Origin of the sequence: Leuconostoc mesenteroides subsp. mesenteroides (genome assembly GCA_009676745.1) — a bacterium.
Taxonomy (GTDB): domain Bacteria; phylum Bacillota; class Bacilli; order Lactobacillales; family Lactobacillaceae; genus Leuconostoc; species Leuconostoc koreense.
In genome coordinates, this window is the sequence record CP046062.1 from 1,055,846 (window position 1) to 1,079,211 (window position 23,366).

The 23,366-nt window shown below is 36.7% G+C and carries 24 protein-coding genes and 1 other annotated feature; of the genes, 23 read left to right on the plus strand and 1 reads right to left on the minus strand.

The window, feature by feature from the left end:
* Window positions 1-62: 62 nt before the first annotated feature.
* From mreC to phoU, 20 genes are all read left to right on the plus strand, one after another.
* Window positions 63-920, plus strand: a complete 858-nt coding sequence (mreC, locus tag GJV51_05330; protein QGM25420.1) for a rod shape-determining protein MreC — start codon at window positions 63-65, stop codon at window positions 918-920.
* A complete protein-coding gene (gene mreD / locus GJV51_05335) occupies window positions 920-1,447 on the plus strand; it encodes a rod shape-determining protein MreD (protein QGM25421.1) in 528 nt (175 codons plus the stop codon). Before mreC ends, mreD begins: the two co-directional genes overlap by 1 nt.
* 36 nt (window positions 1,448-1,483) lie before the next feature.
* Window positions 1,484-1,708: a binding site (T-box leader), on the plus strand.
* A gap of 211 nt (window positions 1,709-1,919) precedes the next feature.
* Window positions 1,920-2,561, plus strand: coding sequence for an ABC transporter permease subunit (locus GJV51_05340; GenBank protein ID QGM25422.1), 642 nt, complete (start codon window positions 1,920-1,922; stop codon window positions 2,559-2,561).
* Window positions 2,562-2,565: 4 nt separating this feature from the next.
* A complete protein-coding gene (locus GJV51_05345) occupies window positions 2,566-3,204 on the plus strand; it encodes an ATP-binding cassette domain-containing protein (protein QGM25423.1) in 639 nt (212 codons plus the stop codon).
* Window positions 3,204-4,058 (plus strand): transporter substrate-binding domain-containing protein, encoded by an 855-nt coding sequence (locus GJV51_05350; GenBank protein ID QGM25424.1) that lies wholly within the window; start codon window positions 3,204-3,206, stop codon window positions 4,056-4,058. The genes GJV51_05345 and GJV51_05350 overlap by 1 nt, the downstream gene beginning before the upstream one ends.
* Window positions 4,059-4,137: 79 nt before the next feature.
* Complete coding sequence (gene cls / locus GJV51_05355) at window positions 4,138-5,592, plus strand: cardiolipin synthase (protein QGM25425.1); 1,455 nt, start codon at window positions 4,138-4,140, stop codon at window positions 5,590-5,592.
* A complete protein-coding gene (locus GJV51_05360) occupies window positions 5,589-6,854 on the plus strand; it encodes an insulinase family protein (GenBank protein ID QGM25426.1) in 1,266 nt (421 codons plus the stop codon). Before cls ends, GJV51_05360 begins: the two co-directional genes overlap by 4 nt.
* A 1-nt stretch (window position 6,855) precedes the next feature.
* Entirely contained in the window at window positions 6,856-8,127 is a 1,272-nt protein-coding gene (locus GJV51_05365; GenBank protein ID QGM25427.1) for an insulinase family protein, read from the plus strand.
* Window positions 8,128-8,141: 14 nt separating this feature from the next.
* Window positions 8,142-9,017 (plus strand): helix-turn-helix domain-containing protein, encoded by an 876-nt coding sequence (locus tag GJV51_05370; GenBank protein QGM25428.1) that lies wholly within the window; start codon window positions 8,142-8,144, stop codon window positions 9,015-9,017.
* 10 nt (window positions 9,018-9,027) lie between these two features.
* Complete coding sequence (gene pgsA, locus GJV51_05375) at window positions 9,028-9,609, plus strand: CDP-diacylglycerol--glycerol-3-phosphate 3-phosphatidyltransferase (protein QGM25429.1); 582 nt, start codon at window positions 9,028-9,030, stop codon at window positions 9,607-9,609.
* 139 nt (window positions 9,610-9,748) lie between these two features.
* Window positions 9,749-10,906 carry a recombinase RecA gene (gene recA / locus GJV51_05380; GenBank protein QGM25430.1) on the plus strand — a complete coding sequence of 386 codons (1,158 nt, stop codon included), beginning with the start codon at window positions 9,749-9,751 and terminating at the stop codon, window positions 10,904-10,906.
* Between the two features lie 82 nt (window positions 10,907-10,988).
* Complete coding sequence (locus tag GJV51_05385) at window positions 10,989-11,681, plus strand: response regulator (protein QGM25431.1); 693 nt, start codon at window positions 10,989-10,991, stop codon at window positions 11,679-11,681.
* Window positions 11,682-11,915: 234 nt separating this feature from the next.
* Entirely contained in the window at window positions 11,916-12,824 is a 909-nt protein-coding gene (gene pstS, locus GJV51_05390) for a phosphate ABC transporter substrate-binding protein PstS family protein (protein ID QGM25432.1), read from the plus strand.
* Window positions 12,825-12,903: 79 nt separating this feature from the next.
* Complete coding sequence (locus GJV51_05395) at window positions 12,904-14,244, plus strand: histidine kinase (protein ID QGM25433.1); 1,341 nt, start codon at window positions 12,904-12,906, stop codon at window positions 14,242-14,244.
* A 139-nt stretch (window positions 14,245-14,383) separates the two neighbouring features.
* The gene (gene pstS / locus GJV51_05400) at window positions 14,384-15,265 is read left to right on the plus strand and encodes a phosphate ABC transporter substrate-binding protein PstS family protein (protein ID QGM25434.1); all 882 of its coding nucleotides are present in this window, start codon (window positions 14,384-14,386) and stop codon (window positions 15,263-15,265) included.
* Between the two features lie 52 nt (window positions 15,266-15,317).
* Window positions 15,318-16,241: a phosphate ABC transporter permease subunit PstC gene (gene pstC / locus GJV51_05405; protein ID QGM25435.1), complete on the plus strand. Its 924-nt coding sequence runs from the start codon at window positions 15,318-15,320 to the stop codon at window positions 16,239-16,241.
* Window positions 16,241-17,125 (plus strand): phosphate ABC transporter permease PstA, encoded by an 885-nt coding sequence (pstA, locus tag GJV51_05410; protein ID QGM25436.1) that lies wholly within the window; start codon window positions 16,241-16,243, stop codon window positions 17,123-17,125. Before pstC ends, pstA begins: the two co-directional genes overlap by 1 nt.
* Window positions 17,126-17,132: 7 nt before the next feature.
* Entirely contained in the window at window positions 17,133-17,975 is an 843-nt protein-coding gene (gene pstB / locus GJV51_05415; protein ID QGM25437.1) for a phosphate ABC transporter ATP-binding protein, read from the plus strand.
* The gene (pstB, locus tag GJV51_05420; GenBank protein QGM25438.1) at window positions 17,972-18,742 is read left to right on the plus strand and encodes a phosphate ABC transporter ATP-binding protein; all 771 of its coding nucleotides are present in this window, start codon (window positions 17,972-17,974) and stop codon (window positions 18,740-18,742) included. Before pstB (GJV51_05415) ends, pstB (GJV51_05420) begins: the two co-directional genes overlap by 4 nt.
* Window positions 18,743-18,800: 58 nt before the next feature.
* Window positions 18,801-19,475, plus strand: coding sequence for a phosphate signaling complex protein PhoU (gene phoU, locus GJV51_05425; protein ID QGM25439.1), 675 nt, complete (start codon window positions 18,801-18,803; stop codon window positions 19,473-19,475).
* A gap of 79 nt (window positions 19,476-19,554) precedes the next feature.
* Here the strand turns inward: phoU and GJV51_05430 are convergent, their stop codons facing one another.
* Entirely contained in the window at window positions 19,555-20,655 is a 1,101-nt protein-coding gene (locus tag GJV51_05430; protein QGM25440.1) for a carboxylate transporter, read from the minus strand.
* A 370-nt stretch (window positions 20,656-21,025) separates the two neighbouring features.
* Between GJV51_05430 and GJV51_05435 the strand changes: the two genes are divergently transcribed.
* Genes GJV51_05435 through GJV51_05445 form a run of 3 tightly spaced genes read left to right on the plus strand, consistent with a single transcriptional unit; the run spans window position 21,026 to window position 23,352 of the window.
* Entirely contained in the window at window positions 21,026-21,382 is a 357-nt protein-coding gene (locus GJV51_05435; protein ID QGM25441.1) for a phage holin family protein, read from the plus strand.
* A 1-nt stretch (window position 21,383) separates the two neighbouring features.
* Window positions 21,384-22,349, plus strand: coding sequence for an HPr kinase/phosphorylase (locus tag GJV51_05440; GenBank protein ID QGM25442.1), 966 nt, complete (start codon window positions 21,384-21,386; stop codon window positions 22,347-22,349).
* Window positions 22,342-23,352: an NAD(P)H-dependent glycerol-3-phosphate dehydrogenase gene (locus GJV51_05445; GenBank protein QGM25443.1), complete on the plus strand. Its 1,011-nt coding sequence runs from the start codon at window positions 22,342-22,344 to the stop codon at window positions 23,350-23,352. Before GJV51_05440 ends, GJV51_05445 begins: the two co-directional genes overlap by 8 nt.
* Window positions 23,353-23,366: the final 14 nt, after the last annotated feature.

Consider the following 23,366-nt stretch of genomic DNA (forward strand, 5'->3'; position numbering starts at 1 on the left):
ATTAGAATAGATGAAACTGTCAACTGTTTGTAGAAGTGGTAACTGGCTTTTTGGGGAAATACATGAAGAAAATATTTTCATCACGCACTTTGGTATCAATAATTGTTGCGTTTATAGTAATTGTAAGTTTGATTGCAGGATCTAATTGGTGGGCCAAAAGAACGAATACACCACCTTTTTTACAGCGTTTTGGAAATGATTTAGCCGGCGGTGTCAGCCGTATTATTGCTGTTCCAACGACTGCAGTTGGGCGTACAGCAAATAGTATTAGTAATCTGTTAGATACATTTGAAGAAAACAAACGGTTGAAATCTAAGATTGATGAATTTGCCCAAGACAAGGTTCACTTACAAACAGTTGAAGAAGAGAACAAATCTCTGAAGCAACAATTAAAACTAAAAGCCACATTGACGGACTATAAAACAGTCTCAGCTGTAACCATCAGTCGTTCACCTACTACCTGGCAGTCACAATTAGTTATTGATGAAGGATCCAATTCAGGTTTGAAAAAAGGGATGCCTGTACTTGCTGGTGCCGGAATTATTGGACGCATTAGTGAAGTAAACACAACTAATTCAAAAGTGGCTTTGATTTCTGACACTAGTTCTGACGCCAATAGGTTTGCGATTAAAATTAAAGGTGATGATGGTGATGTTAACGGCATTGTAACAAGTTTTAATCGTGAAAAAAATCAACTAATTATGGGACAAGTGACATCAAATAATAAAATCAGTAAAGGTGACTTAGTTGAAACTTCTGGTCTCGGCGGTGTCATTCCAGCAGGCTTGTATGTTGGTAAGGTGGCTAGTGTCACGACGGATGATTATGGTTTATCCAAGAAAATATATATTGAACCTGCAGCTGATCTAGGCAATATCACCACAGTCATGGTTGCAATTTCACAGATAGGAGCAAATTAATGGCATTTTGGCAATTGACGAGATTGCGTGTAATTTATCCTGTGTTATTATTTTTGATACTGTTTGTTGATGGAACATTCATGTCTAGCATGGGGGGGTTATTTACACAATTTCCTTGGCACATTTTACCTACTTTGACACTTGGTTGGCTCTTTCTAGGTGTCCAATTTGATGTTGAAAATGAACTGCCGTTATGGTTTTATGTTGTAGTCATTGGTATATTGTTTGATATGTATTATACTGGTATTTTCGGTACATATACTTTTGCGTTTATTGCTGCGGTAGCCGTGATGAAGCAACTACACCTAGTTCTAGATGAACGTTTAGTCAGTGGCTTACTTTTATATTTATCCGGATTGCTTATTTACCTAATAATTTCTTATGTTAGTGGATTTGTTACAGGAATCGCTAATGTTAGCATATCGTCATTTTTATTGTACGAGGTATTGCCAACAGTAATTTTAAATCTAGTTTTTGCTGCTTTATCATATTATCCCGTATGGTCTCTATTTCAGTTTCTGCGTTGACAAGTTATCTTTTTATAGTTATAATTATGAGTATATATTAAAACGTTGATTAGAAGAGTAGTTCATTTTAATTTGAAAGAGAATTTGCGGTCGCTGTGAGCAAATAATTAAATTGGACGAAACACATCTATGAGTATAGAGCTGAAAAAAGTAAGCTTTGTCGGAAGTGTCCGTTATCACATAACAGTCTTTGACTTATTGAGATGCTACTAGTGATAGTAGGATAACAAAGAGGTGGAACCGCGATTAAACGCCCTCTAAATACATTTATTGTATTTGGGGCGTTTTTAATTGGTTAGAAGACTGGTCGAGAGCTTTTGTGTGAACAAAAGTTGAATTCGAGGTGGAACCACGCTTTCGCGTCCTCTTGCAGTAGCAATATTGTAAGAGGATTTTTTCGTTTTATAAATATGATTTTTGTATTGTTAAAATATATGAGTTATAAGCGCAATTTAATAAAGGAGTTTCAATTATGAGTTATCTAACTACAATTCTTCCCAGTTTATTGGCTGGATTAAAAACAACGCTAGGTGTGTTCTTTCTAACAATCGTTGGATCTGTACCATTAGGGATATTGGTTTCCTTAGGGATGAAATCACCTTACTTTACAATACGTTGGTTGATTAACGGTTATATCTGGATTATGCGTGGTACGCCACTACTTTTACAATTGATTTTTATCTACTATGGTCTTGGAATGATGGGTATAGCATTTCCACGATTTGAAGCTGCTGTTATAGCGTTTGTTATTAATTATGCAGCCTATCTGGCTGAAATTTTCCGTGGTGGACTACAATCAGTTCCAAGAGGACAATATGATGCTGCTAAAGTACTCGGTTTTAGTAAAATACAAACATTCTTCAAAATAATCTTGCCACAAGTAATAAAAATTGTTGTTCCCTCATTTGGTAACGAAGTAATTAACCTGGTCAAGGACACCTCTTTAGTTTATGTTATTGGCTTAGGAGATATATTGCGAGCAGGAAATATTGCAGCTAGTCGTGACGTCACTTTGATGCCATATTTATTGGTTGGATTAATATATTTGGTCATGACAGCAATTGTCACATTGTTATTGCGTCGTAGTGAAACAGTTCTGAATACTTGGAGGTAATTTAATGTTAGAAATCAAAAACTTAACTAAAAAATACAATCAAAATGTGATTTTTAAATCCCTTAATCTAACAGTGCATGATGGTGAAGTATTAAGCATTGTCGGACCTTCTGGTATTGGTAAAACAACCTTAATTAAAATCATGGCGGGACTAGAAACGGCAGACGATGGCGAAATTATTTTAAATGGTAAAAATATTGATATAAAAGGTGAAAGTTCCAATACAAATATTGGCATGATTTTCCAAGACTTCAATTTATTTCCAAACTACACAGTCATTGACAATATCACGTTAGCACCGATTAATGTTAATAAACAGTCTCCGTCAAAGGCTGTTAAACAAGGACATGAAATTTTGGAATCATTGGGTATGTTAAATAAAGCGAACTTATTTCCCTATCAATTATCTGGTGGTCAAAAGCAGCGCGCAGCTATTGCACGTGCGTTGGCCATGAATCCGAAGATTTTGGCATATGATGAACCTACAAGTGGACTAGATGAAGAATCGACACACCAAGTCGCTGATGTTGTTAAAACGCTTAAAGAGCGTGGTGTAACGCAAGTCATAATTACGCATGATCAGCCATTTGCTGAGATAGTTTCTGATCGCGTATTTGATTTCGCAACGGAGGTAAAACGCTAATGCCAAGCATGAAAAAGAAGATTATTGTCAATAGTATTGTTGGTATTTTATTTATCTTATTGGTTGTTATGGCAGGCCTCTCTTTATCTAATAATTCCCAAAAAAGCAAAAGTACAGAACAGACAGTGGTGAAAACGGATCAGTGGTCACGAATCAAGAGAGAAAAGCAAATTACGATTGGTTTAGATGATACATTTGTTCCAATGGGATTTCGTGATAAATCGGGTAAATTAGTAGGGTTTGATGTCGATTTGGCAACTGCTGTGTTCAAGAGTTTGGGTATTAAGGTAAAATGGCAACCCATCGATTGGTCAATGAAAGAAACAGAATTAAATACCGGAAACATTGATGCTATCTGGAACGGCTATACAGTTACAGATGACCGAAAAAAGAAAGTTGCTTTTTCAATACCTTACCATAAGGCAACACAAGTGCTGGTTACTTTAAAGAAAAGTAACATAAATCAGTTTTCTGATATGCAAGATAAAGTATTGGGCGATCAAACAGCTTCAAGTGGTGATCAAACTTTTGCACAATATCCTAAAGTTTTGAAACAATATGTTAAAGATCAAAAGGTTATTGGCTATGATACTTTTGATAAAGCATTCAATGATCTGAATGCGAATCGCATTGATGGGCTGTTGATTGATGAAGACTATGCACGTTATTATGTTGCGCACCAATCTAACCCGAATGATTATACAATTACAACAGGTGGTTACCCGGTGAATGACAATGCAGTTGGCTTCCGCAAAGCAGATAAAAAATTACGACAAGCAGTAAATAAAGAATTAACAACTTATGAAAAGGATGGTCGTTTACAAAAATATAGTACGAAATGGTTTGGTAATTGATACATACTTTAGCAGCACCGTAATGGTGCTGCTTTTATGTTAGAATAGTATTAATAGTTTTTGCGCTGGGGAGGGCAGTATGCTTAGGATATCTTTTTGGATTGTTATATTAATCGCGTTGGTTATCAATACAATTATTTCATTTATTGCTGTTTTTCGGCAAAAACGTGAAATTGCTACAATTTGGGCATGGATGCTTGTGCTTATGCTGTTACCTGTTGTAGGATTTGCCATCTTCTTTTTAGCAGGTAGTCGTATTTCTAGTAAAAAAATATTTCGCTTGCGAACCCAAGAACAACGTGGTTTAGACCAGATTGCTTTAAATCAAAAAAAACAGTTACAAGATATTGAGAATTTACTTCCTATTCCCTACAGTGCAACAGAATTATTGAAATTATTTTTATCATCCGATCGTGCAGTTTTGACACGTGGTAATAAAATTACAATTTTAAACGATGGACAAGAGAAGTTTGATAAGCTTTTTTCAGATATTAGGGCTGCCAAGGAGCATATACATTTAGAATACTTTTCTATTTTTGATGATAATATAGGGCATCAGCTAGTTGACCTATTAACTGAAAAAGCTAATGAAGGTGTTGAAGTTCACGTGATTTACGATCAGTTTGGTTCTCATGGACAACATCATAAAATGTATAGACCATTACGCGCAGCTGGTGGTGTTGCTGTACCATTCTTAATGCGACGTTTTCAGTTATTAACTTTGCGTTTTAACTTTAGGAATCACCGTAAAATTGCGATTATTGATGGTAAGATTGGATATATCGGCGGATTTAATGTAGGTGATCAATATATTGGTGAATCTAAAAAATTTGGATATTGGCGCGATACTCATATCCGAATTATTGGGGATGCCGTATTATCATTGCAAAGTCGATTTTTAATGGATTGGAATGCTACCGCTGAAGGCAGAGAGCTATTGACCCAGACAACAAAGTACTTTCCTGAGAACTTCTCGTTACCAGGCAAGTCTATGGTTCAAATTGTTTCCAGTGGTCCTGATGACGATATGAAGCAAATTAAACAAGGGTACATGAGAATGTTTTCTTCTGCTCGTGAGAGTATAAGTATCCAAACCCCTTATTTCATTCCAGACGGTCCTGTTTTAGAAACACTTGAAGTTGCTATATTATCTGGGGTTAAGGTAAAATTAATGATACCTAATAAGCCCGATCATCCTTTGGTTTATCGGGCAACAGAGTATTATGCTCAAGAATTAATTGATTTTGGCGCCACAGTTTACCGCTATGATGGTGGCTTTTTACATAGCAAGGTTGTGACTATTGATAATGAGGTAGCAACTGTCGGGTCAGCTAATATGGACATTCGTTCATTTTCTCTTAATTTTGAAGGCAACGCATTTATATATGATCCAGACTTTGCAGCTGACTTAGAAGATTTATTTGAGCAAGATGTACTAAAGTCCACAAAATTGACAATGGAATATTTTGAGAAACAGTCTGCTTGGATGAAGTTTAAGCAAAAATTCAGTAGACTTTTCTCACCAATACTATGAAAAAAACAATTATTAATCATGGCGCGAATCTTGTTATTCTGCCAACGACACAATTTAAAACATTGCATATTGCAGTTGATTTTTCAACATCAGTTGATCCTAAGCACATTAGTGCACGTACATTAGTGTCTTATTTAGCTGGCGTTAGCTCGGCGCGTTATAAAACGCAGCAACAAGTGGCACAAAAAACAATTGATTTGTATGGTGCACATTATCAAACTGATGTTTTTCGCATTGGACAAACCCATCATGTACGCTTTACTTTGCAAGTACCTGCACCTACTTATATCATGGGTGGCAAACAGCTCTTAACCGAAGCTTTTGATTTTTTAAGTGAGATGATATTTAATCCCTTGGTGGATAATCATGCATTCAATGAACGAGTATTTGCAAATGAGCAGCAAAGTCTAATGAATGAACTAGCCAGTGTTAAAGATGATAAAAGTCGTTATTCGATGGCGAAACTTCGTGAAATAACTTATGATAAGCCCGGCATGTGTGTATCCGCTAGTGGGAATGAAGAGGCCGTTGCTAATTTAAATCCATCTGACGTTTATCAAACGTATCAAAATATGATCAACGAAGATACTATGAATATCGTTGTGCTTGGTGATATTAATCAACAGCAAATTATTTCACTATTACAGAAGTGGCCGATTGGACCACATCAAGCTAAGGAAGACAAAGAGCCTTTTTATAGGCAGGTTCCTCGAGTACAGCTTAGGGAAGTAGTTGAGCATAAAGCGGCAATTAATCAGGCTATGTTGACCATGGCTTACCAAATAAATGTTGAACCATTTGATGACCAGCGTTTTGCTGTTATGGTCATGAATGCTTTGTTAGGTGGTACGCCTCTATCAAAACTATTTATGAATGTGCGTGAGAAGGAATCATTAGCATATAGCATTTATTCTCGTTGGCAGCATGATACTGGATTTTTAACTATTGCGGCTGGCCTGGATGCTGCAAAAGTGCGTCAGACTGACATGATGATACAAGAACAAATTAAAGCTATTCAAGAGGGCGATTTTGACAATCAAACAGTTGATGCGATTAAGATGAGCTTAATTAGTGATTACTTGAGTCAACGTGACTCACCATCAAGCCAAATGGAAGTTGCTTTTTCTCGATTACTCACAAGAAGAGAAACGAGTGAACAGGAGTGGATTGATCGCGTTAGGTCTGTGACTGCTGACGATATTCAAAATGCTGCGCAAAAGATGTCACTTCAAAGTCGTTATATATTATTACCCGAGGTCTAATATGAAAACAAAACATTATCTAAAGTTAAAAGAAGATGTGATTACAGAAACGTTAGATAATGGCCTATCAATAGTGATGGTTCCGAAGTCTAATTACCATAAAACTTTTGCTGTATTAACAACGGCTTATGGTGCGTTAGATCAAGAATTTGCTATCGATGATGCACAGCCAATTAAGATTCCTGCTGGAACAGCACATTTTCTGGAGCACAAGCTATTTGAAAAAGAAAATGAAGATGCATTCGCAAAATTTGGTGAATTAGGGGCTGATGCTAATGCATTTACCAATGCCTATCAAACAAGTTATCTATTCTCAACTACGCAAAACTTAATACCTGCCATAACACATTTATTGGACTTTGTTCAAACGCCGTATTTTTCAAAGCAAACAGTAGAAAAAGAACAGGGAATTATTGGACAAGAAATACAAATGTATGATGATGACCCTAATTGGGCCCTTTATATGGGATTGTTAAATACACTATATCCAGACTCATCGATTGCTAAAGATATCGCTGGAACCCGTGAAACTATTGCAACCATCACACCTGAACTGCTTTATGCTATTCATTCCGCATTTTATCAACCCACTCAGCTGACATTACAAATTGTGGGGCATTTTAATCCTAAAGAAATATTAGCAGTCGTTAAAGAAAATCAAGTTAAAAAAAGTTTAAAGCTTAGTAAGTTAACCCGTTTCTCGGAAAAACTCTTACCAACAAAAGAACAACAAGCGGAACGCTACTTTAATGTTTCACGTCCTAAAGTTGCATTTGGAATCCGATTGGATCAGAATCAAGTCGTTGGTATAGAAGCAGCCAAACGTATATTAATTGCTGATATTTTGAATGATTTATTGTTTGGTGAGCAAACAGATTGGTATCAGAATTTATATAGTCATGGTATTATTGATACAGAATTTGAAACAGCATTTGATATTATAAAAGATTATCAGTATGTGAGCTTTTTTGCGGAAACGGAAGATTATGAAATTCTGACGCAAGAAATTCAAAGTCAAATTGACAATTATCAAAATGTTTTAAAAAACCAACAAAATGCTTTTGAATCACTACAACGAGCTACGGTGGGGGAAGGAATCCAAAAATTGAATTCCTTAGAAAGTATGGCCTTGCAAGGTGATGATGTCTTGTTTGGAACCAATCTTTTTGATAAGATAGAGTTGTTACAAGATTTAACATTTGATGACATTCTTGTAACAGCAGATAAAATATATCGAAATGCTACGTTGCAACGATTTGTGTTGCATAAGTAGTCTTGTGGGCTATTATGAATGAAACTTTAACAAATCAAATAGGCGAACAACTGAAAGCGGCTCGCTTAGACAAACAATTATCATTAGATGATATTCAAGAAATTACAAAAATCCAACGCCGGTATTTATTAGCTATTGAAGAAAACAATCTTAGCGTTTTACCTGGTGATTTTTATGTTCGTGCTTTTATTCGGCAATATGCATTAGCTGTAGGGTTACATCCTGATGAACTATTAGGGGAAGCAAAACCAATGTCTATGTCTCGAACTAGCGATTTGAGCCGAGCTCACAGGGATAATGATGGCATTGTTCGTGCAGGAATAGATAATACACCAACGGCAAAATCGAGGTTGGCAAATTCTATGCCAACAATTGGTTTAGGGCTATTGATTCTCGTAGCTTTAATAGTTATTTGGTTTGTACTGACACATATAGGAACTAATTCTCAACAGACATCTAATAGCGGTAATATCTCTGTTTCTACCTCTGAGGTTTCTCAATCTTCGCGTAAATCATCAGCACCAAAGTCATCTGAGTCTAGCGCCAGTGAGAAATCTGCGACACTTGATTTAGGTACACCTGAAATAAATACAAGCTTGCAGACGACAATCTATAACTTGTCTAATGAAAATACTAAAAAGCATACAGTTGTTATAACAGCGAAGAACACAGGTACTTCGGTTAAGGTTAATGATGCTAATAGTAATATTTTGCTAAATGAAACATTGGCTAGTGGCAGTAAAACAGTAGAAATTCCAACGGGAACAACGGCATTTAACCTACAGTTTTCTAATATTAATAATGCTTCAGTTACGGTTGACGGACAAAATGTTGAAATAAGTGGGACAACAACAACATTTTGGAATGTGCTTTTTAATCTCAATAAATAAAGGATGTATCATGAATTTACCCAATAAACTAACGGTTTTCAGAATTATTTTAATCCCAGTATTTATTTTATTACTGACAGTACCATATGCTTGGTCTAATATTAGTTTTTTAGGATCAACTATACCTATTAACTGGTTGATTGCCGCTTTCGTCTTTGCAGTAGCTTCTGCAACGGATTTCTTGGACGGTCAGATAGCTCGTAAACAGCATTTAGTTACTAATTTTGGAAAGTTTGCGGATCCTTTGGCTGACAAACTTTTGGTTATGACAGCATTAATTTTCTTAACGAGTTTCAATGTTGTGCCAGCCTGGATGACTGCGGTTATTGTTATTCGAGAGTTAGCCGTTACAGGCTTACGTACACTAATTGTTGAAAACAATGGTCAAGTTTTGGCAGCACAGATGCCAGGAAAGATAAAAACATTTTCACAAATGTTTGCTATTTTCTTCTTATATATTCGTAACGCCCCATTTTCTAGTATTAATTTTCCGATTGGGGATGTCCTGTTGTGGGTTGCAGTTATCTTTACAATCTATTCCGGTATCGATTATTTTTGGCAAAATAGAAATGTCTTTTCTGACGGCATGTAAGAGACTAAAAGCGCTTTTAGCGCTTTTTTCGTATAATCAAAAAGAAAGCAAACAGAAACGAACAAATGTTCGAAAAACACTTGCTTTTGACCCACGAAAAAGGTACACTAATCAAGTAAGATAAAAGGAGTTAGCCGCAATGGTAGCAAAAAAAACGACTAAAAAAGATGATCAAGCAAAAAAAGATGGTCGTCGAGCCGCGCTAGATGAAGCGTTAAAGAAAATTGAAAAGAACTTTGGGAAAGGTTCAGTGATGACGTTAGGCGATAATGCGCTAACGCAAATTGAAACGATTCCTTCTGGTTCTGTTAAAATTGATGTTGCCCTGGGTGTTGGTGGCTATCCCAAGGGTCGTATTATTGAAGTATACGGTCCAGAATCATCAGGTAAAACAACCATCGCACTTCATGCAGTTGCTGAAGTTCAAAAACAAGGTGGAACAGCAGCCTATATTGATGCCGAAAACGCTTTAGATGTCAAATATGCTGAAGCTCTTGGTGTTAAAAAAGACGAATTACTTTTGTCACAACCGGATACAGGCGAACAAGGATTAGAAATTGCTGATGCTTTGGTACAATCAGGTGCCGTAGATATGATTGTTGTTGACTCAGTTGCTGCATTAGTACCTCGTGCTGAAATTGAAGGTGAGATGGGTGATGCACACGTTGGATTGCAAGCTCGTTTAATGAGTCAGGCACTGCGTAAGTTAGCAGGAACTTTAAACAGAACGGGAACAATCGCTATTTTCATCAATCAAATTCGTGAAAAAGTCGGCGTAATGTTTGGAAACCCAGAAACTACACCCGGTGGTCGTGCATTAAAGTTTTATTCGACAGTGCGTTTAGAAGTTAGACGTTCAACACAAATTAAAGATGGTACGGATGTCACTGGTAATTTAACAAAAGTTAAAATTGTTAAAAATAAAGTGGCTCCACCATTCAAAGTTGCTGAAGTTGATATTATGTATGGACATGGTATCTCACAGACAGGTGAAATTCTTGACCTCGCTGTTGATCAAGATATTATCGACAAAGCAGGTGCATGGTACGCCTACGAAGGAGAACGAATTGGTCAAGGACGTGAGAAAGCCAAAGATTATCTAGATGATCCTGAGCATGCCGAACTGCGACAAGAACTTTATGTCAAGGTACGTCAAGCATATGGTATTGATTCTAATGCGAATGGTACTGCCGTTTCAAATACAGAAGCTCAAGCAGAAAAATCTGATGAACAAATCAATTTATCGGATGTGGATACATCGAGTGATGATGCTTTAACGGACGAACCAATTGTATAAATTATGTAAATATTGAGAAAAACGTTAGGTCGTTTTTCTTTTTTTTGTTACAATTCAAGTATACAAATGCATGGAGATGGACATGACTAATATACTTGTTGTTGATGATGAAACGGCAATTTCAACACTGTTGCAATACAATTTGCAGCAGAACGGTTACGAAGTGACAGTTGCATCGGATGGCTTATTCGCTTATCAAAAGGCAAAAGAGCAACAATTTGATGCAATATTGCTGGATCTAATGTTGCCAGAGATGGATGGCATGACCGTTTTAAAACAGTTACGTCAAGATAAAGTTAGCACACCAATAATTTTGGTGACTGCAAAAGGCGATGAGTTTGATCGTGTGCTTGGGTTAGAATTAGGTGCAGATGACTATATCACTAAACCCTTTAGCCCTCGGGAGGTTGTGGCAAGATTAAAAGCAGTACTACGTCGTTCGCAAGTTACTACAGATAGCAACGAAACCGATGAAATGGTTATTTCTATACAAGATTTGCTTATTAACGATAGTAAAAAAACAGTGATGAAAGAAAATATTGTTCTGTCCTTGACACCACGGGAATATGATTTATTATTATATTTTGCACAACGATTGGGTCGTGTAATTGATCGTGAAACAATTTTGACGGCTGTATGGGGATATGAATATACTGGTGAAAGCCGTATGGTAGATATGCACATTAGTAACTTGCGTGATAAGATTGAGTCAAATCCAAAGGCACCTAAAATATTGAAAACAGTTCGCGGATTTGGCTACACTATGACCAATTAGTGTTTTCATAGATATATTATTATCATAGTAAATGGCAAGCTTTGGACATAGCGTCAAAAGAGAGCCATTTTTGTTTTGTAAATTTTTCTTTACACGCATTTACAAGAATTCGACCAAATTGTGGCGTGTTTCATAACATAACTCTCGTAATATATAAGTTGTAAACAAGGAGTGGCACCCAAGAGCCTCTACTACAACCTTGTTTCATTACATATTTCTAAGGGAGAAACCTTCATGAACAAAAAGATTGTAGGAATTATTGGTGGTATAGTGGTCATTGTGGCTGGAATTGCCTTGTATACTTCTGCTAATGATAAGTCCAGCAATAGCAAAACAAGTACAACGTCATCTTCTAAAGTAAGTGGCAAAGTGTTATCGTTAGGATCAACGGCATTACAGCCTTTAGCAGAGCAAGTTGCTAAGTCATTTCAGGAGAAAAATCCTAATGTAACAATTACGGTACAAGGGGGTGGGTCGGGTGCTGGGCTAAGTCAAGTATCTGATGGTTCAGCACAAATTGGGAACTCAGATGTATTTGCTGAAGAAAAAGATGGTATTGACGCTACTAAACTAGTAGATCATAAAGTAGCTGTAGTTGGTATTGCGCCGGTTGTGAATAGTGATGTGCAGATTACGAGTTTAACAAAGGAACAATTACGTAATATTTTTACTGGCAAAGTAACAAATTGGAAAGAAGTTGGTGGTAACGATGAAAAAATTGTTGTTATCAATCGTGCAACTGGTTCGGGAACACGTGCTGTTTTTGAAAAAAATGTTTTGGACGGTCAGGATGCTGTACAAGCGACGGAACAAGATTCCAATGGTACAGTACAAAAAATTGTCAAAACGACACCAGGATCAATTTCGTACTTGGCATTTGCCTACCTCGACTCTGACGGTATCAAGGCATTGGACTTAAATAAAGTTCATCCTAACAAACAAAATGTTGAAGATAATTCATGGCCAATATGGGCTTACGAACACATGTACACTAAGGGAAATCCAACTGGTGCTACTAAGTCCTTCTTAGATTACTTTACAACCAAAGAAGTTCAAAAAAATATTGTACCTAAGCTAGGATACATTGGATTAACAGATATGAAAGTCACTCGTGATGCAAGTGGCAAAGTAACAGATAAATAAACCTACTATATAAACAAGCATTAAGCTTGTTTTTTTGTGTTAAAGTTATGCAAATTTAAAACCATGATAGAATAAACTTATGAAGAAAAAAATTGGTAAAATAACCAGCGTATTCAGTATAAATATTTTATTATTATTTATAGTAACTCGAGTAATCCATGTACCTCATAATCAACTCTACATATTAATTATTATATTTTTTGTAGTAACTATTTTTGAGATTTGGTTTTTAAATTTTTGGCAGAATAAAGAAACAGCAGAATTAACTATTATGAAGAATAGAATGATTGCTACTTCAGCTGGAAAAACACCACGGGGTGTTTTAGCAGAACCAACATCTCCATACTATGAATTATTAGAACAGTTCAATGAATTACAAAGCTATGTTCGCCACTCACAATATAGTGCTAATCGTGAAATAAATAATTACCAGACACTATTAGCCAGTCTACCAGTTGGGGTTATTAATGTTAGTCGTCATCATATGATAGATGTTTTCAATCAATCGGCAGCCGATATGCTTGGTGTAGAAGTGCCAGAATTACCAACTTTAGATAGTTTAGTGATTCGTCAGTTTACGTTGTCAGAAATCATTAGTCATACCTTCAACACGAATCAAAGACAGCACTCCATTTTGAACTTGACGGTTGATGGCGAGGCACGGCAGTATGATGTTAGCACATCATTTCATCAATCTGGATCAAATTCAGAAGTGATGGTTATGTTGTATGATTTGACGGAAGTATTGAAATTAGAACGCATGCAAGCCGATTTTTTGGCCAATGCTTCGCATGAGTTTAAAACACCTTTGACTGCGATAACTGGATTTGTTGAGACATTACAAGGTGATGCAGGAGCGGACGAAGAAACGAGAACTCAATTTTTGCAAATTGTGGCAGATGAGGCGAGACGTTTATCAGCACTGGTTAATGACATATTGTCTTTGTCACGTATGCAACATAAAGTAGATGAAAAAATTTCTCAGTTGCAAATTTCAGCTATCGTTGAACAGCAATTAGAAAAAATCGATACTAAAACGGTTACGGTACACAATGATATTGCATCAGACTTCAGCGTATCAGGAGTTGCTAGTGATGTGTCCACCATCATTCAAAATTTATTAACTAATTCAGTTAAGTATAATAAAATAAATGGTGAAGTTTGGATATCAGCATGCAAAAATATGCAACAATGGCAAATAACGGTCAGCGACTCGGGGATTGGTATTCCACTGAACCAGCAGTCTCGTATATTTGAGCGCTTCTATCGAGGTGACGAATCAAGACAACGTAAAATAGCAAGTGGTACTGGATTGGGGCTTGCAATTGTCAATGAGATTGTGAACCAACATAATGGGGAAATCAATATTAAATCACAGGTAGGTGTCGGGACGACAATTAGTGTTATTCTACCTTTGTAGAAAAGTACCAAAACAGTAAAATTGATGTTTGTGTATGAAAACATCATGCTCTTTACACAATCTTTACATAAAAGCGTTTTGACATTTACACAAGTTTAAGATAATAAATATGTAGTAGTAAATCTTGGGAGGCATGAACATGTCGAAATCATATCGCGGTTCAATCGTATTCACGATTGCAGCTGTGGCAGTTGTTGCAGCGCTTGGAACAGCGTATGCAATGCGCGATAAAAGTGCGTCAAATACGTCAATCACTGCAGTTGGGTCAACTGCTTTACAGCCACTGGTTGAAGCTGCTGGTGAGGAATACGCTAAAGATAATCTTGGTACCTTTATCAATGTTCAGGGTGGTGGAACAGGCACAGGACTGAGTCAAGTGTCGCAAGGTGCTGTTGACATTGGTAATTCTGATGTATTTGCTGAAGAAAAAGATGGTATTGATGCTAAAGCGTTAATTGATCATCAGGTTGCGGTTGTCGGTATTGCGCCACTATTGAATAAACACAACGGTGTCAAAAATTTGACAACTAAACAGCTCATTTCTATCTTTACCGGAAAGGTAACGAATTGGAAAGAGGTTGGTGGTAATGATCAAAAAATCGTCATCATTAACCGTGCAGCTGGATCAGGGACACGTGCCACTTTTGAACAGTGGGGATTGAATGGTGCACAAAGTACAGAGGCACAGGAGCAAGATTCTTCAGGAATGGTTCGTTCAATTGTTAGCACGACACCAGGGGCTATCTCGTATGCAGCCTTTGGTTATATTGATGCCAGTGTGGTAGCGCCTAAAGTTAATGGTGTAAAACCTACTAAACAGAATGTCGTTTCTGGAAAATATGCCATTTGGTCGTATGAACATGTTTACACTAAAGGAAAACCCTCCGAACCTGTAGCTAAGTTTTTAAACTATTTAACTTCCGAAAAGGTTCAATCAACACTTGTATCAAAACTAGGATACATATCAATACATGACATGAAGATTAGTCGTGACGTAAATGGTCAAGTAACTAGAAAATAAACATATTTCTTGTTCGAAAATATTATATTTCGACACGTACGTTGGAGAGAAAATGGATAACATTACAAAAAAACTTATGCAAAAATCTGAATCCACGCATAAGGACACGATTGGTCGTGCTGTTAGTTTAACGGCACTAGCCTTAATTGGTATTGTGGTTGTGGCAATATTTGCCTTTGTTCTGAGTCGCGGGCTTTCAACATTCTTTAGAGATGGTGTTAGTGTCAAAGACTTTCTATTCGGAACAACATGGAATCCGTCTGTAACCAACCCAGAAACCAATCAGCCTTATATTGGTGCATTGCCAATGATCATTGGTTCATTTTTAGTAACCTTTTTAGCTGCGATAGTTGCCACACCATTTGCAATTGGAACATCTTTGTTGATGACTGAAATAGCGCAAAAGCGTGGTGCAAAAATTATGCAACCAATTATTGAATTGTTAGTCGGTATTCCGTCAGTTGTATACGGATTTATTGGTTTAACAGTCGTTGTTCCTTTTATACGAAATATAACTGGTGGCTCTGGTTTTGGTATTTTGTCTGGAACAATCGTTTTGTTTGTTATGATTTTGCCAACAATCACTTCGATGACCGTGGACACATTAAAATCAGTTCCACGTTACTATCGAGAATCTGCTCTAGCAATTGGTGCTACACGTTGGCAAATGATTTATAAAGTTATTTTACGTTCAGCAACACCGGGTATTATGACGGCAATTGTGTTTGGTATGGCACGTGCGTTTGGTGAAGCATTAGCTGTTCAAATGGTTATAGGTAATGCTGCATTAATGCCTACAGGATTAGCTACTCCAGCATCTACCTTAACATCTGTTTTGACTATGGGTATCGGAAATACAGTTATGGGCTCACTACAAAACGATGTTTTGTGGACCTTGGCCATGATTCTATTGTTGATGTCATTGGTATTTAATTTGATTGTTCGTGCAATTGGACGTAGAGGAGCGATGAAATAATGAATGCAAAAACTGCTGATAAAATTGCAACAGGCGTTATTTACGCTATTTCTGGCATTGTCGCTTTAATTTTGTTTGCGATGCTGGCTTTTATTCTTGTACAAGGCGTACCACATTTATCATGGCACTTCTTAACCTCTCCAGCACGGGCATTTGAAGCAGGTGGTGGTATTGGAATACAACTTTTTAATTCTTTCTACTTGTTAATTTTGGCGATGTTGATTAGCTTTCCGATTGCGCTGGGTGCAGCAATTTATCTTAATGAATACGCGCAAAAAAATCATTTTACAGCAATCATACGTACAGCCATTGAAATATTAAGTTCTTTGCCTTCTGTTGTTGTTGGTTTATTTGGATTCTTACTTTTCGTTGTACAATTTAAATTAGGTTTTTCAATTTTGTCTGGTGCAATTGCGCTAACTTTGTTTAATTTACCTCTTTTGACACGTTCAATTGAAACGAGTTTAGCACAAATTCCTGATTTACAACGTGAAGCGGGGGCAGCACTTGGTTTATCACGATGGGAAACGGTTTTGCATGTCATTCTACCTGCAGCTGTTCCATCAATTGTGACGGGTGTGGTTCTATCTGCCGGGCGAGTGTTTGGTGAAGCCGCAGCTCTAATTTATACTGCGGGACAATCCGCTCCAGCTTTAGACTTTTCCGACTGGAACCCATTCAACATTTCGAGCCCTTTGAATCCAATGCGACCGGCAGAAACATTAGCCGTACATATTTGGAAAATTAATTCTGAAGGTATTATGCCTGATGTGAGTGCCGTGTCAGCAGGGGCTTCTGCCGTTTTGATTATTGTTGTGTTGCTGTTCAACTTTAGCGCACGAAAATTAGGTATGAAGCTTTATAAGAAGTTAACGAGTGCGTGAGGCCATTATGATAAATTCAAATACAGATCTTAAACCAGCTAGTGAGTTCATTAGAGAAAATGCACCAGAGCGTTTTATTTATAACATGGATACTGAAAAACATGAAATTGCTCTGTCAACACACGATTTGCAAGTTTTTTATGGTGATAACCTTGCCTTGAGTGAAGGGGACCTGCAGTTTGAGCGTTATAAAATTACGAGTTTGGTTGGTGCTTCTGGATCAGGAAAATCAACATTTTTACGTTCACTAAACCGTATGAATGATGGTGTTGCTACCGTTAATGGTAACATTATGTATCGTGGTTTGGATATCAATACAAAAAAAATAGATGTTTATGAAATGCGTCGACATATCGGCATGGTATTTCAACGCCCTAATCCTTTTGCTAAGTCAATTTATGACAATATAACCTTTGCACTAACAAGCCGAGGTAACTACACTAAGGAGCAACTGGATGAAGTAGTTGAAACTAGCTTAAAACAAGCTGCTTTGTGGGATCAAGTTAAAGATGAATTAAATAAATCGGCACTAGCATTATCCGGTGGGCAAGCACAGCGACTAGTGATTGCTCGTGCATTAGCATTAAAGCCTGATATTTTGTTGTTAGATGAGCCTTCGAGTGCGCTAGACCCTATATCATCTGCTCAGGTTGAAGATACACTACTCAAATTAAAAGATCAGTATACAATTATTATTGTCACTCACAACATGCAACAAGCAGCTCGAATTAGTGATTATACAGCTTTCTTTCATATGGGTAAGGTCATTGAATATGATTTAACACGAAAAATATTTACGCGACCAAAAGTAGCACTTACAAACGATTACATATCAGGTAACTTTGGATGACAGATAATAAAGAAAAAACAATTTTATCAACCCGCGATGTACATCTTTGGTACGCTAAGAAAGAGGCACTGTATGGTATTGACTTAGATTTCCCAGAAAAGGGGATTACTGCGTTAATCGGCCCTTCCGGATCAGGGAAATCAACATACCTACGTGCAATTAATCGTATGCATGATTTAGAAGATAATGTCACAGTGACAGGGTCTTTCAAATTTAAAGATACGGATATCTATGCACCCACAACTGATACAGTTGACCTACGCAAACGTATTGGAATGGTCTTTCAACAGCCTAATCCGTTTCCGTTTTCAACTTATGAAAATGTGGCATTCGGTTTGCGACTGGCTGGAGTCAAAGATAAAGCTATCTTGGACGAAGCAGTTGAAAAAGCTTTAAAACAATCTTCTGTTTGGGATGAAGTGAAGGATAATTTACATAAGTCAGCTCTTGGATTATCCGGTGGCCAACAGCAACGTGTTTCGATAGCACGTGTTTTGGCTACATCTCCAGAACTTTTACTGTTAGACGAACCTACGTCTGCGTTAGATCCAGTTTCTAGTCACAATATTGAAGAAACTTTATTAAAACTACGAGATGATTATGCAATGATTATTGTGACACATTCGATGTCACAAGCATCACGAATTTCTGATCGTACAGCCTTTTTCTTGAGTGGTGACTTAATTGAAGTTGATGATACAAAGCACATTTTCTTAGATCCATCAAAAAAAGAAACACAAGATTATGTTTCGGGTCGTTTTGGCTAATTTACACAATTTTGATACAGAACAGTTATAATATAATAAAGTTGAAGGAGGTTTCACTATGCGTCGATTATTTGATGAAGAATTAGCAGATTTAGATAGCTCATTTACAGAAATGGGTATGCTTGTTTCACAAACTATTCAAAAAGCGGTACAATCATTCGTTGACCATGACCGTGAAGGGGCTCGTAAGATCTTAGAGAACGACCACCAAATTAATGAGCGCGAGGCGGCTATTGAAAAGAAAACTTTCGAAATGATAGCTTTGTATCAGCCAGTAACTACTGATTTACGTGAAATTGTTACGATCTTAAAGGCTGTGTCAGTGCTTGAGCGTATGGGAGACCAAGCACGTAATATTGCAAATTCAACAATACGTGTCAAAGGTACCAAACATATTGCTAGTGTTGAACAAGAATTGGGTGAAATGGGCGAGATGGTTGCTACTATGGTTTCAGAGGTCATGGATTACTATGTAAAAAATGATGCTCTTGGTGCTGAAGCAATTGCTGATAAAAATAGTGTACTTACACACAGCGCAGCTAAAGTTCGAACAGATTCAGTTAATGGTATGAAAGAGGATGCCGAATTGGTTGACTCAGCAGCAGACTATCTAGTGATTGCAGGATATTTGAAGCGAATTGGCGATTATACGACAGATATTGCTGAGTGGATTGTGTACAAAAGGACAGGGAAAATTATTGAATTAAATCCTGGTTATAATTTCTTTATATAAAATTTCTTTTATTAAAAGGCGCGACAGTTATGTCGTGCCTTTTAATTTACTAATAATTTGTGGGGAATTTGAATCCTGATTATAGTAAAATAATTCCCACTGCAATGAAGAGAACTAAAAAAATTAGATTGAGTAGGGTAAAAGTTTTGAAGAATTGAAAATTTGAACGATTTTGAGAATAACCAGTGTATTGTCTTAAGGCGAGCAAATTAGCTAAGGAAGCAATAATAGTGCCTAGACCACCAACACTGACACCTAGAAATAATGGGTAGACGTGGTTTGTGAATTTGGATAATAATACAGCAGCAGGGACATTACTAATCAATTGACTTGTAATGATAGTTGATAAAAAAGTTGATAAAACATTATCTGTGTGGATAGTAATCAATTCGTGAACAAAGTCAATACGACTGATAGCGCCAACAATTATGAAAAAATTGATGAACGTCAGTATTACGGCGTAGTCAACACGTTTAAATACATTTTTACTGAGCATTAGCCCACTGAGTAGGCTAATAAACAAAGATAATGTTATAGGAATGACTGACAATATACCGAGCAATATTACTATACTTGCTAGTAATAGCCACACTGTTTTTTTCTTGTTTATGTATATTATATTTGAACTTAGTTTTTTAATTTGTTCATTTTTAATAAATAAAGTACAGAAAAACAAAGAAATTAGTGAAATCAAACCAAAAGGAATGCTCATTCCTAAAAAATCAATGGGACTTAATTTATAAAAAGAAGCAATATAAATGTTTTGTGGATTACCAAAAGGTGTGAATGAACTTCCAAGATTAGCGTAGATGGTTAACAAACTAATAGAGAGTATTTTGGGAAGTGGGAGATACTGACTAATATTAAAGAAAATAGGAATAAGCGTTAGGATAGCTACATCGTTTGTAAAAAACATCGAGCCAAAAAACGAACAGAGTAAAAGAACCAGAAGAACTAAGCGTGTAGAATGGCATTTTGAAACAATGAAATTGGCAATGAATTTTAAGATTCCTAAATCTTGATAGATGGCAATCATAATTAACAAAGATAATAAGGAAATAATGGTTTTGAAGTCGATGTCTGTTGCTTTTACCTGACCAAAACACAAAGATAAGATGGATAATATGAATGTTATGAAAAAGGTTTTATCAGTTAAAATACCTTTCAATGTATTAAGCATAGATTATTGCAGCCCCATATAACATGGGAATAAATTGACGTTGCATAAAGAATTCCCCGTATACTTTCAAATAATGTTAATATTTCATGCCATTGTCCGTTTTTCATCAACACAATGTGATTGTCAGAAAGTGGTTTGGCATCATGAATAGTTACAATAGTATCAAATCTGCAAAGCCATAAACATAGTTAGGCGAAATTTAATTAAATACTTAATATTATTAGATAATAAAGTAAGACAGAATTTTGGATAGTTACTTTTAAGTACATTTGACAAACTATCTAAGATATTTGTTATAATGGAATTATTGAAAGCTTACTATATCAATATGGTAAACGTTTTCAAAAAATTATAAGTAATGGAGAATTTAATGCAATTTATTGTTCGTTTAGCGATAAACATGCTAACCTTTCTACTTTTATCAATGATTTTCCCATCAGGATTTCGGGTAGATAGCTGGGATGCAGCATTATTGGCAGCATTTGTATTATCGATATTAAATGCCATCATTAAACCAATTTTAACAATTTTGGCGTTACCGTTAACAATTTTAACATTTGGATTTTTTGCTATTGTTGTTAATGCAATGTTATTGGAAGTTACCGCTGATCTTGTTGGTGGATTTGAATTTTCAAGTTTTGGCTGGGCAATGATTATTGCATTTATTGTTTCCATTATTAACACGTTTTTGACAAAAGATTTGCATGTGCAAGTAGAAAGACATTAAGATGGCACAAAATTCAGTAACAGTAAAACAATTAGTAGAAAATACCCGACTAAAGATTGTTGCCGGTGATCAGTATCTAGACCGAGAAATCACTACTTCAGATATTTCTCGTCCTGGATTAGAGATGACAGGGTATTTCAATTATTATGCACCAGAAAGAATTCAGTTACTTGGAATTACTGAAACATCATTTTCTGAGCGCATGAGTCATGATGAACTATTATTAGTATTTCGTCGTATGGCAGATGAAAAAACCCCAGCATTCGTTATTTCAACTGGATTACCAATAAGTGATGAATTAAGTCAAGCAGCTGATGAAGCACATATCCCGATTTTATCATCAACCTTAACCTCTTCAAGAATTTTATCCAACATGACGTATTATTTGGGTGGTGAACTTGCACCACGTAAAAATGTGCATGGTGTTTTGATTGATGTTCACGGATTAGGCGTTTTAATTACTGGTGACGCAGGCATTGGTAAGACAGAATCAGCCTTGGAATTAATTCAACAAGGGAAAGCGCGTTTGGTCGCTGATGATCGCGTAGACATTTATCAAGAAGATGAAGAACGGCTGATTGGCGAACCAAACGGTGTATTACGTAATATGATGGAAGTACGTGGTGTCGGAATAATTGATGTTCAGCAAGTTTATGGTGCTGTATCTGTTCGATCACATGCTACAATTGCATTAAACATCCATTTATCTAATGGTAAAATAGGTGAAGCTAATTTTGACCGTTTAGGTGATGATAATGATTCCTTAGAAATCTTAGGTGTTAAGATTAAACGAATGGTTGTGCCAGTGACACCTGGTAGAAATACTGCCAGTGTGATTGATGCAGCCTCAGTTAAGTTCCGTACAGCGAACATGGGTATTGATGCGCTGAAGACATTGGAAGAGCGTATGACTGCCGAAATGGAAAAAAATGAAAAAATCGATGCAAGGGACGAGAAAAATGACTAAAATAGCCGTATTGGGCGGTGGCTCTTGGGGCACGGCGTTAGCTAACGTTGCTGCAGAAAATAATAATGATGTGCGTTTATGGACACGTACAGCGACACAAGCAGATGAAATAAACAGTCAACATACCAACCAAAAGTATTTGCCAGACGCAGAGCTATCATCTGAGTTAATGGCCACCAGTAACATGGCCTTAGCAGTGATGGATGCTGAAATTGTTTTAACAGTTGTTCCTACTAAAGTTGTACGAGAAGTTGCACGTCAGTTAGCTGACGTTTTGAATAAACAAGATCATCCAGTAATTTTGGCCCATGCTACTAAAGGTTTAGAGCAAGTAACTTATAAGCGTGTGTCGGAGATGCTTGCTGAAGAAATACCTTCAAAGTATCGCTCCACGTTGGCGATGATTTCTGGACCATCGCATGCAGAAGATGTTATCAAGCATGATTTAACATCTGTATCGATTGCTTCTGAAGATGAAGAAGCTGCTGAGTTATTACAGCAAGTATTTGCTAACAATTCATTTAGACCTTATACGAACCATGATTTGTTAGGATCAGAACTGGCAGCAGCCCTAAAAAATATTATCGCCATTGGATCAGGCGCATTAATAGGATTAGGCTATGGTGCTAATGCACAGGCTGCTTTACTGACACGTGGTTTATCAGAAATGCGCGCCCTAGGGCAAGCAATGGGAGCGCAGCCCGAAACATTTTTGGGACTTGCAGGCATTGGTGATTTAATCGTTACTGGTATGTCACCAAACTCCAGAAATTATCGTGCTGGAAAACAGCTGGGTGAAGGAAAGAGCTTGCAAGAGATTCAAGATGAAATGGGCATGGTTATAGAAGGTGTTAGCACAACAAAAGCAGTATATGAATTTTCGCAACATCATCATATGGAGATGCCTATCACAGCCAGTATTTATCGTATATTATATGAAAATGAGCCATTACGAGATGCAATTAACGACCTAATGAGTCGTCCTTTGCGTAGTGAAGATTAGAAAAAGATAAAGAG

Bases quoted from the DNA above. Each gene is read 5' to 3' on its own strand.
- mreC (QGM25420.1), top strand. From the start codon at position 63: ATGAAGAAAATATTTTCATCACGCACTTTGGTATCAATAATTGTTGCG.
- mreD (QGM25421.1), top strand. From the start codon at position 920: ATGGCATTTTGGCAATTGACGAGATTGCGTGTAATTTATCCTGTGTTA.
- GJV51_05340 (QGM25422.1), top strand. From the start codon at position 1,920: ATGAGTTATCTAACTACAATTCTTCCCAGTTTATTGGCTGGATTAAAA.
- GJV51_05345 (QGM25423.1), top strand. From the start codon at position 2,566: ATGTTAGAAATCAAAAACTTAACTAAAAAATACAATCAAAATGTGATT.
- GJV51_05350 (QGM25424.1), top strand. From the start codon at position 3,204: ATGCCAAGCATGAAAAAGAAGATTATTGTCAATAGTATTGTTGGTATT.
- cls (QGM25425.1), top strand. From the start codon at position 4,138: ATGCTTAGGATATCTTTTTGGATTGTTATATTAATCGCGTTGGTTATC.
- GJV51_05360 (QGM25426.1), top strand. From the start codon at position 5,589: ATGAAAAAAACAATTATTAATCATGGCGCGAATCTTGTTATTCTGCCA.
- GJV51_05365 (QGM25427.1), top strand. From the start codon at position 6,856: ATGAAAACAAAACATTATCTAAAGTTAAAAGAAGATGTGATTACAGAA.
- GJV51_05370 (QGM25428.1), top strand. From the start codon at position 8,142: ATGAATGAAACTTTAACAAATCAAATAGGCGAACAACTGAAAGCGGCT.
- pgsA (QGM25429.1), top strand. From the start codon at position 9,028: ATGAATTTACCCAATAAACTAACGGTTTTCAGAATTATTTTAATCCCA.
- recA (QGM25430.1), top strand. From the start codon at position 9,749: ATGGTAGCAAAAAAAACGACTAAAAAAGATGATCAAGCAAAAAAAGAT.
- GJV51_05385 (QGM25431.1), top strand. From the start codon at position 10,989: ATGACTAATATACTTGTTGTTGATGATGAAACGGCAATTTCAACACTG.
- pstS (QGM25432.1), top strand. From the start codon at position 11,916: ATGAACAAAAAGATTGTAGGAATTATTGGTGGTATAGTGGTCATTGTG.
- GJV51_05395 (QGM25433.1), top strand. From the start codon at position 12,904: ATGAAGAAAAAAATTGGTAAAATAACCAGCGTATTCAGTATAAATATT.
- pstS (QGM25434.1), top strand. From the start codon at position 14,384: ATGTCGAAATCATATCGCGGTTCAATCGTATTCACGATTGCAGCTGTG.
- pstC (QGM25435.1), top strand. From the start codon at position 15,318: ATGGATAACATTACAAAAAAACTTATGCAAAAATCTGAATCCACGCAT.
- pstA (QGM25436.1), top strand. From the start codon at position 16,241: ATGAATGCAAAAACTGCTGATAAAATTGCAACAGGCGTTATTTACGCT.
- pstB (QGM25437.1), top strand. From the start codon at position 17,133: ATGATAAATTCAAATACAGATCTTAAACCAGCTAGTGAGTTCATTAGA.
- pstB (QGM25438.1), top strand. From the start codon at position 17,972: ATGACAGATAATAAAGAAAAAACAATTTTATCAACCCGCGATGTACAT.
- phoU (QGM25439.1), top strand. From the start codon at position 18,801: ATGCGTCGATTATTTGATGAAGAATTAGCAGATTTAGATAGCTCATTT.
- GJV51_05430 (QGM25440.1), bottom strand. From the start codon at position 20,655: ATGCTTAATACATTGAAAGGTATTTTAACTGATAAAACCTTTTTCATA.
- GJV51_05435 (QGM25441.1), top strand. From the start codon at position 21,026: ATGCAATTTATTGTTCGTTTAGCGATAAACATGCTAACCTTTCTACTT.
- GJV51_05440 (QGM25442.1), top strand. From the start codon at position 21,384: ATGGCACAAAATTCAGTAACAGTAAAACAATTAGTAGAAAATACCCGA.
- GJV51_05445 (QGM25443.1), top strand. From the start codon at position 22,342: ATGACTAAAATAGCCGTATTGGGCGGTGGCTCTTGGGGCACGGCGTTA.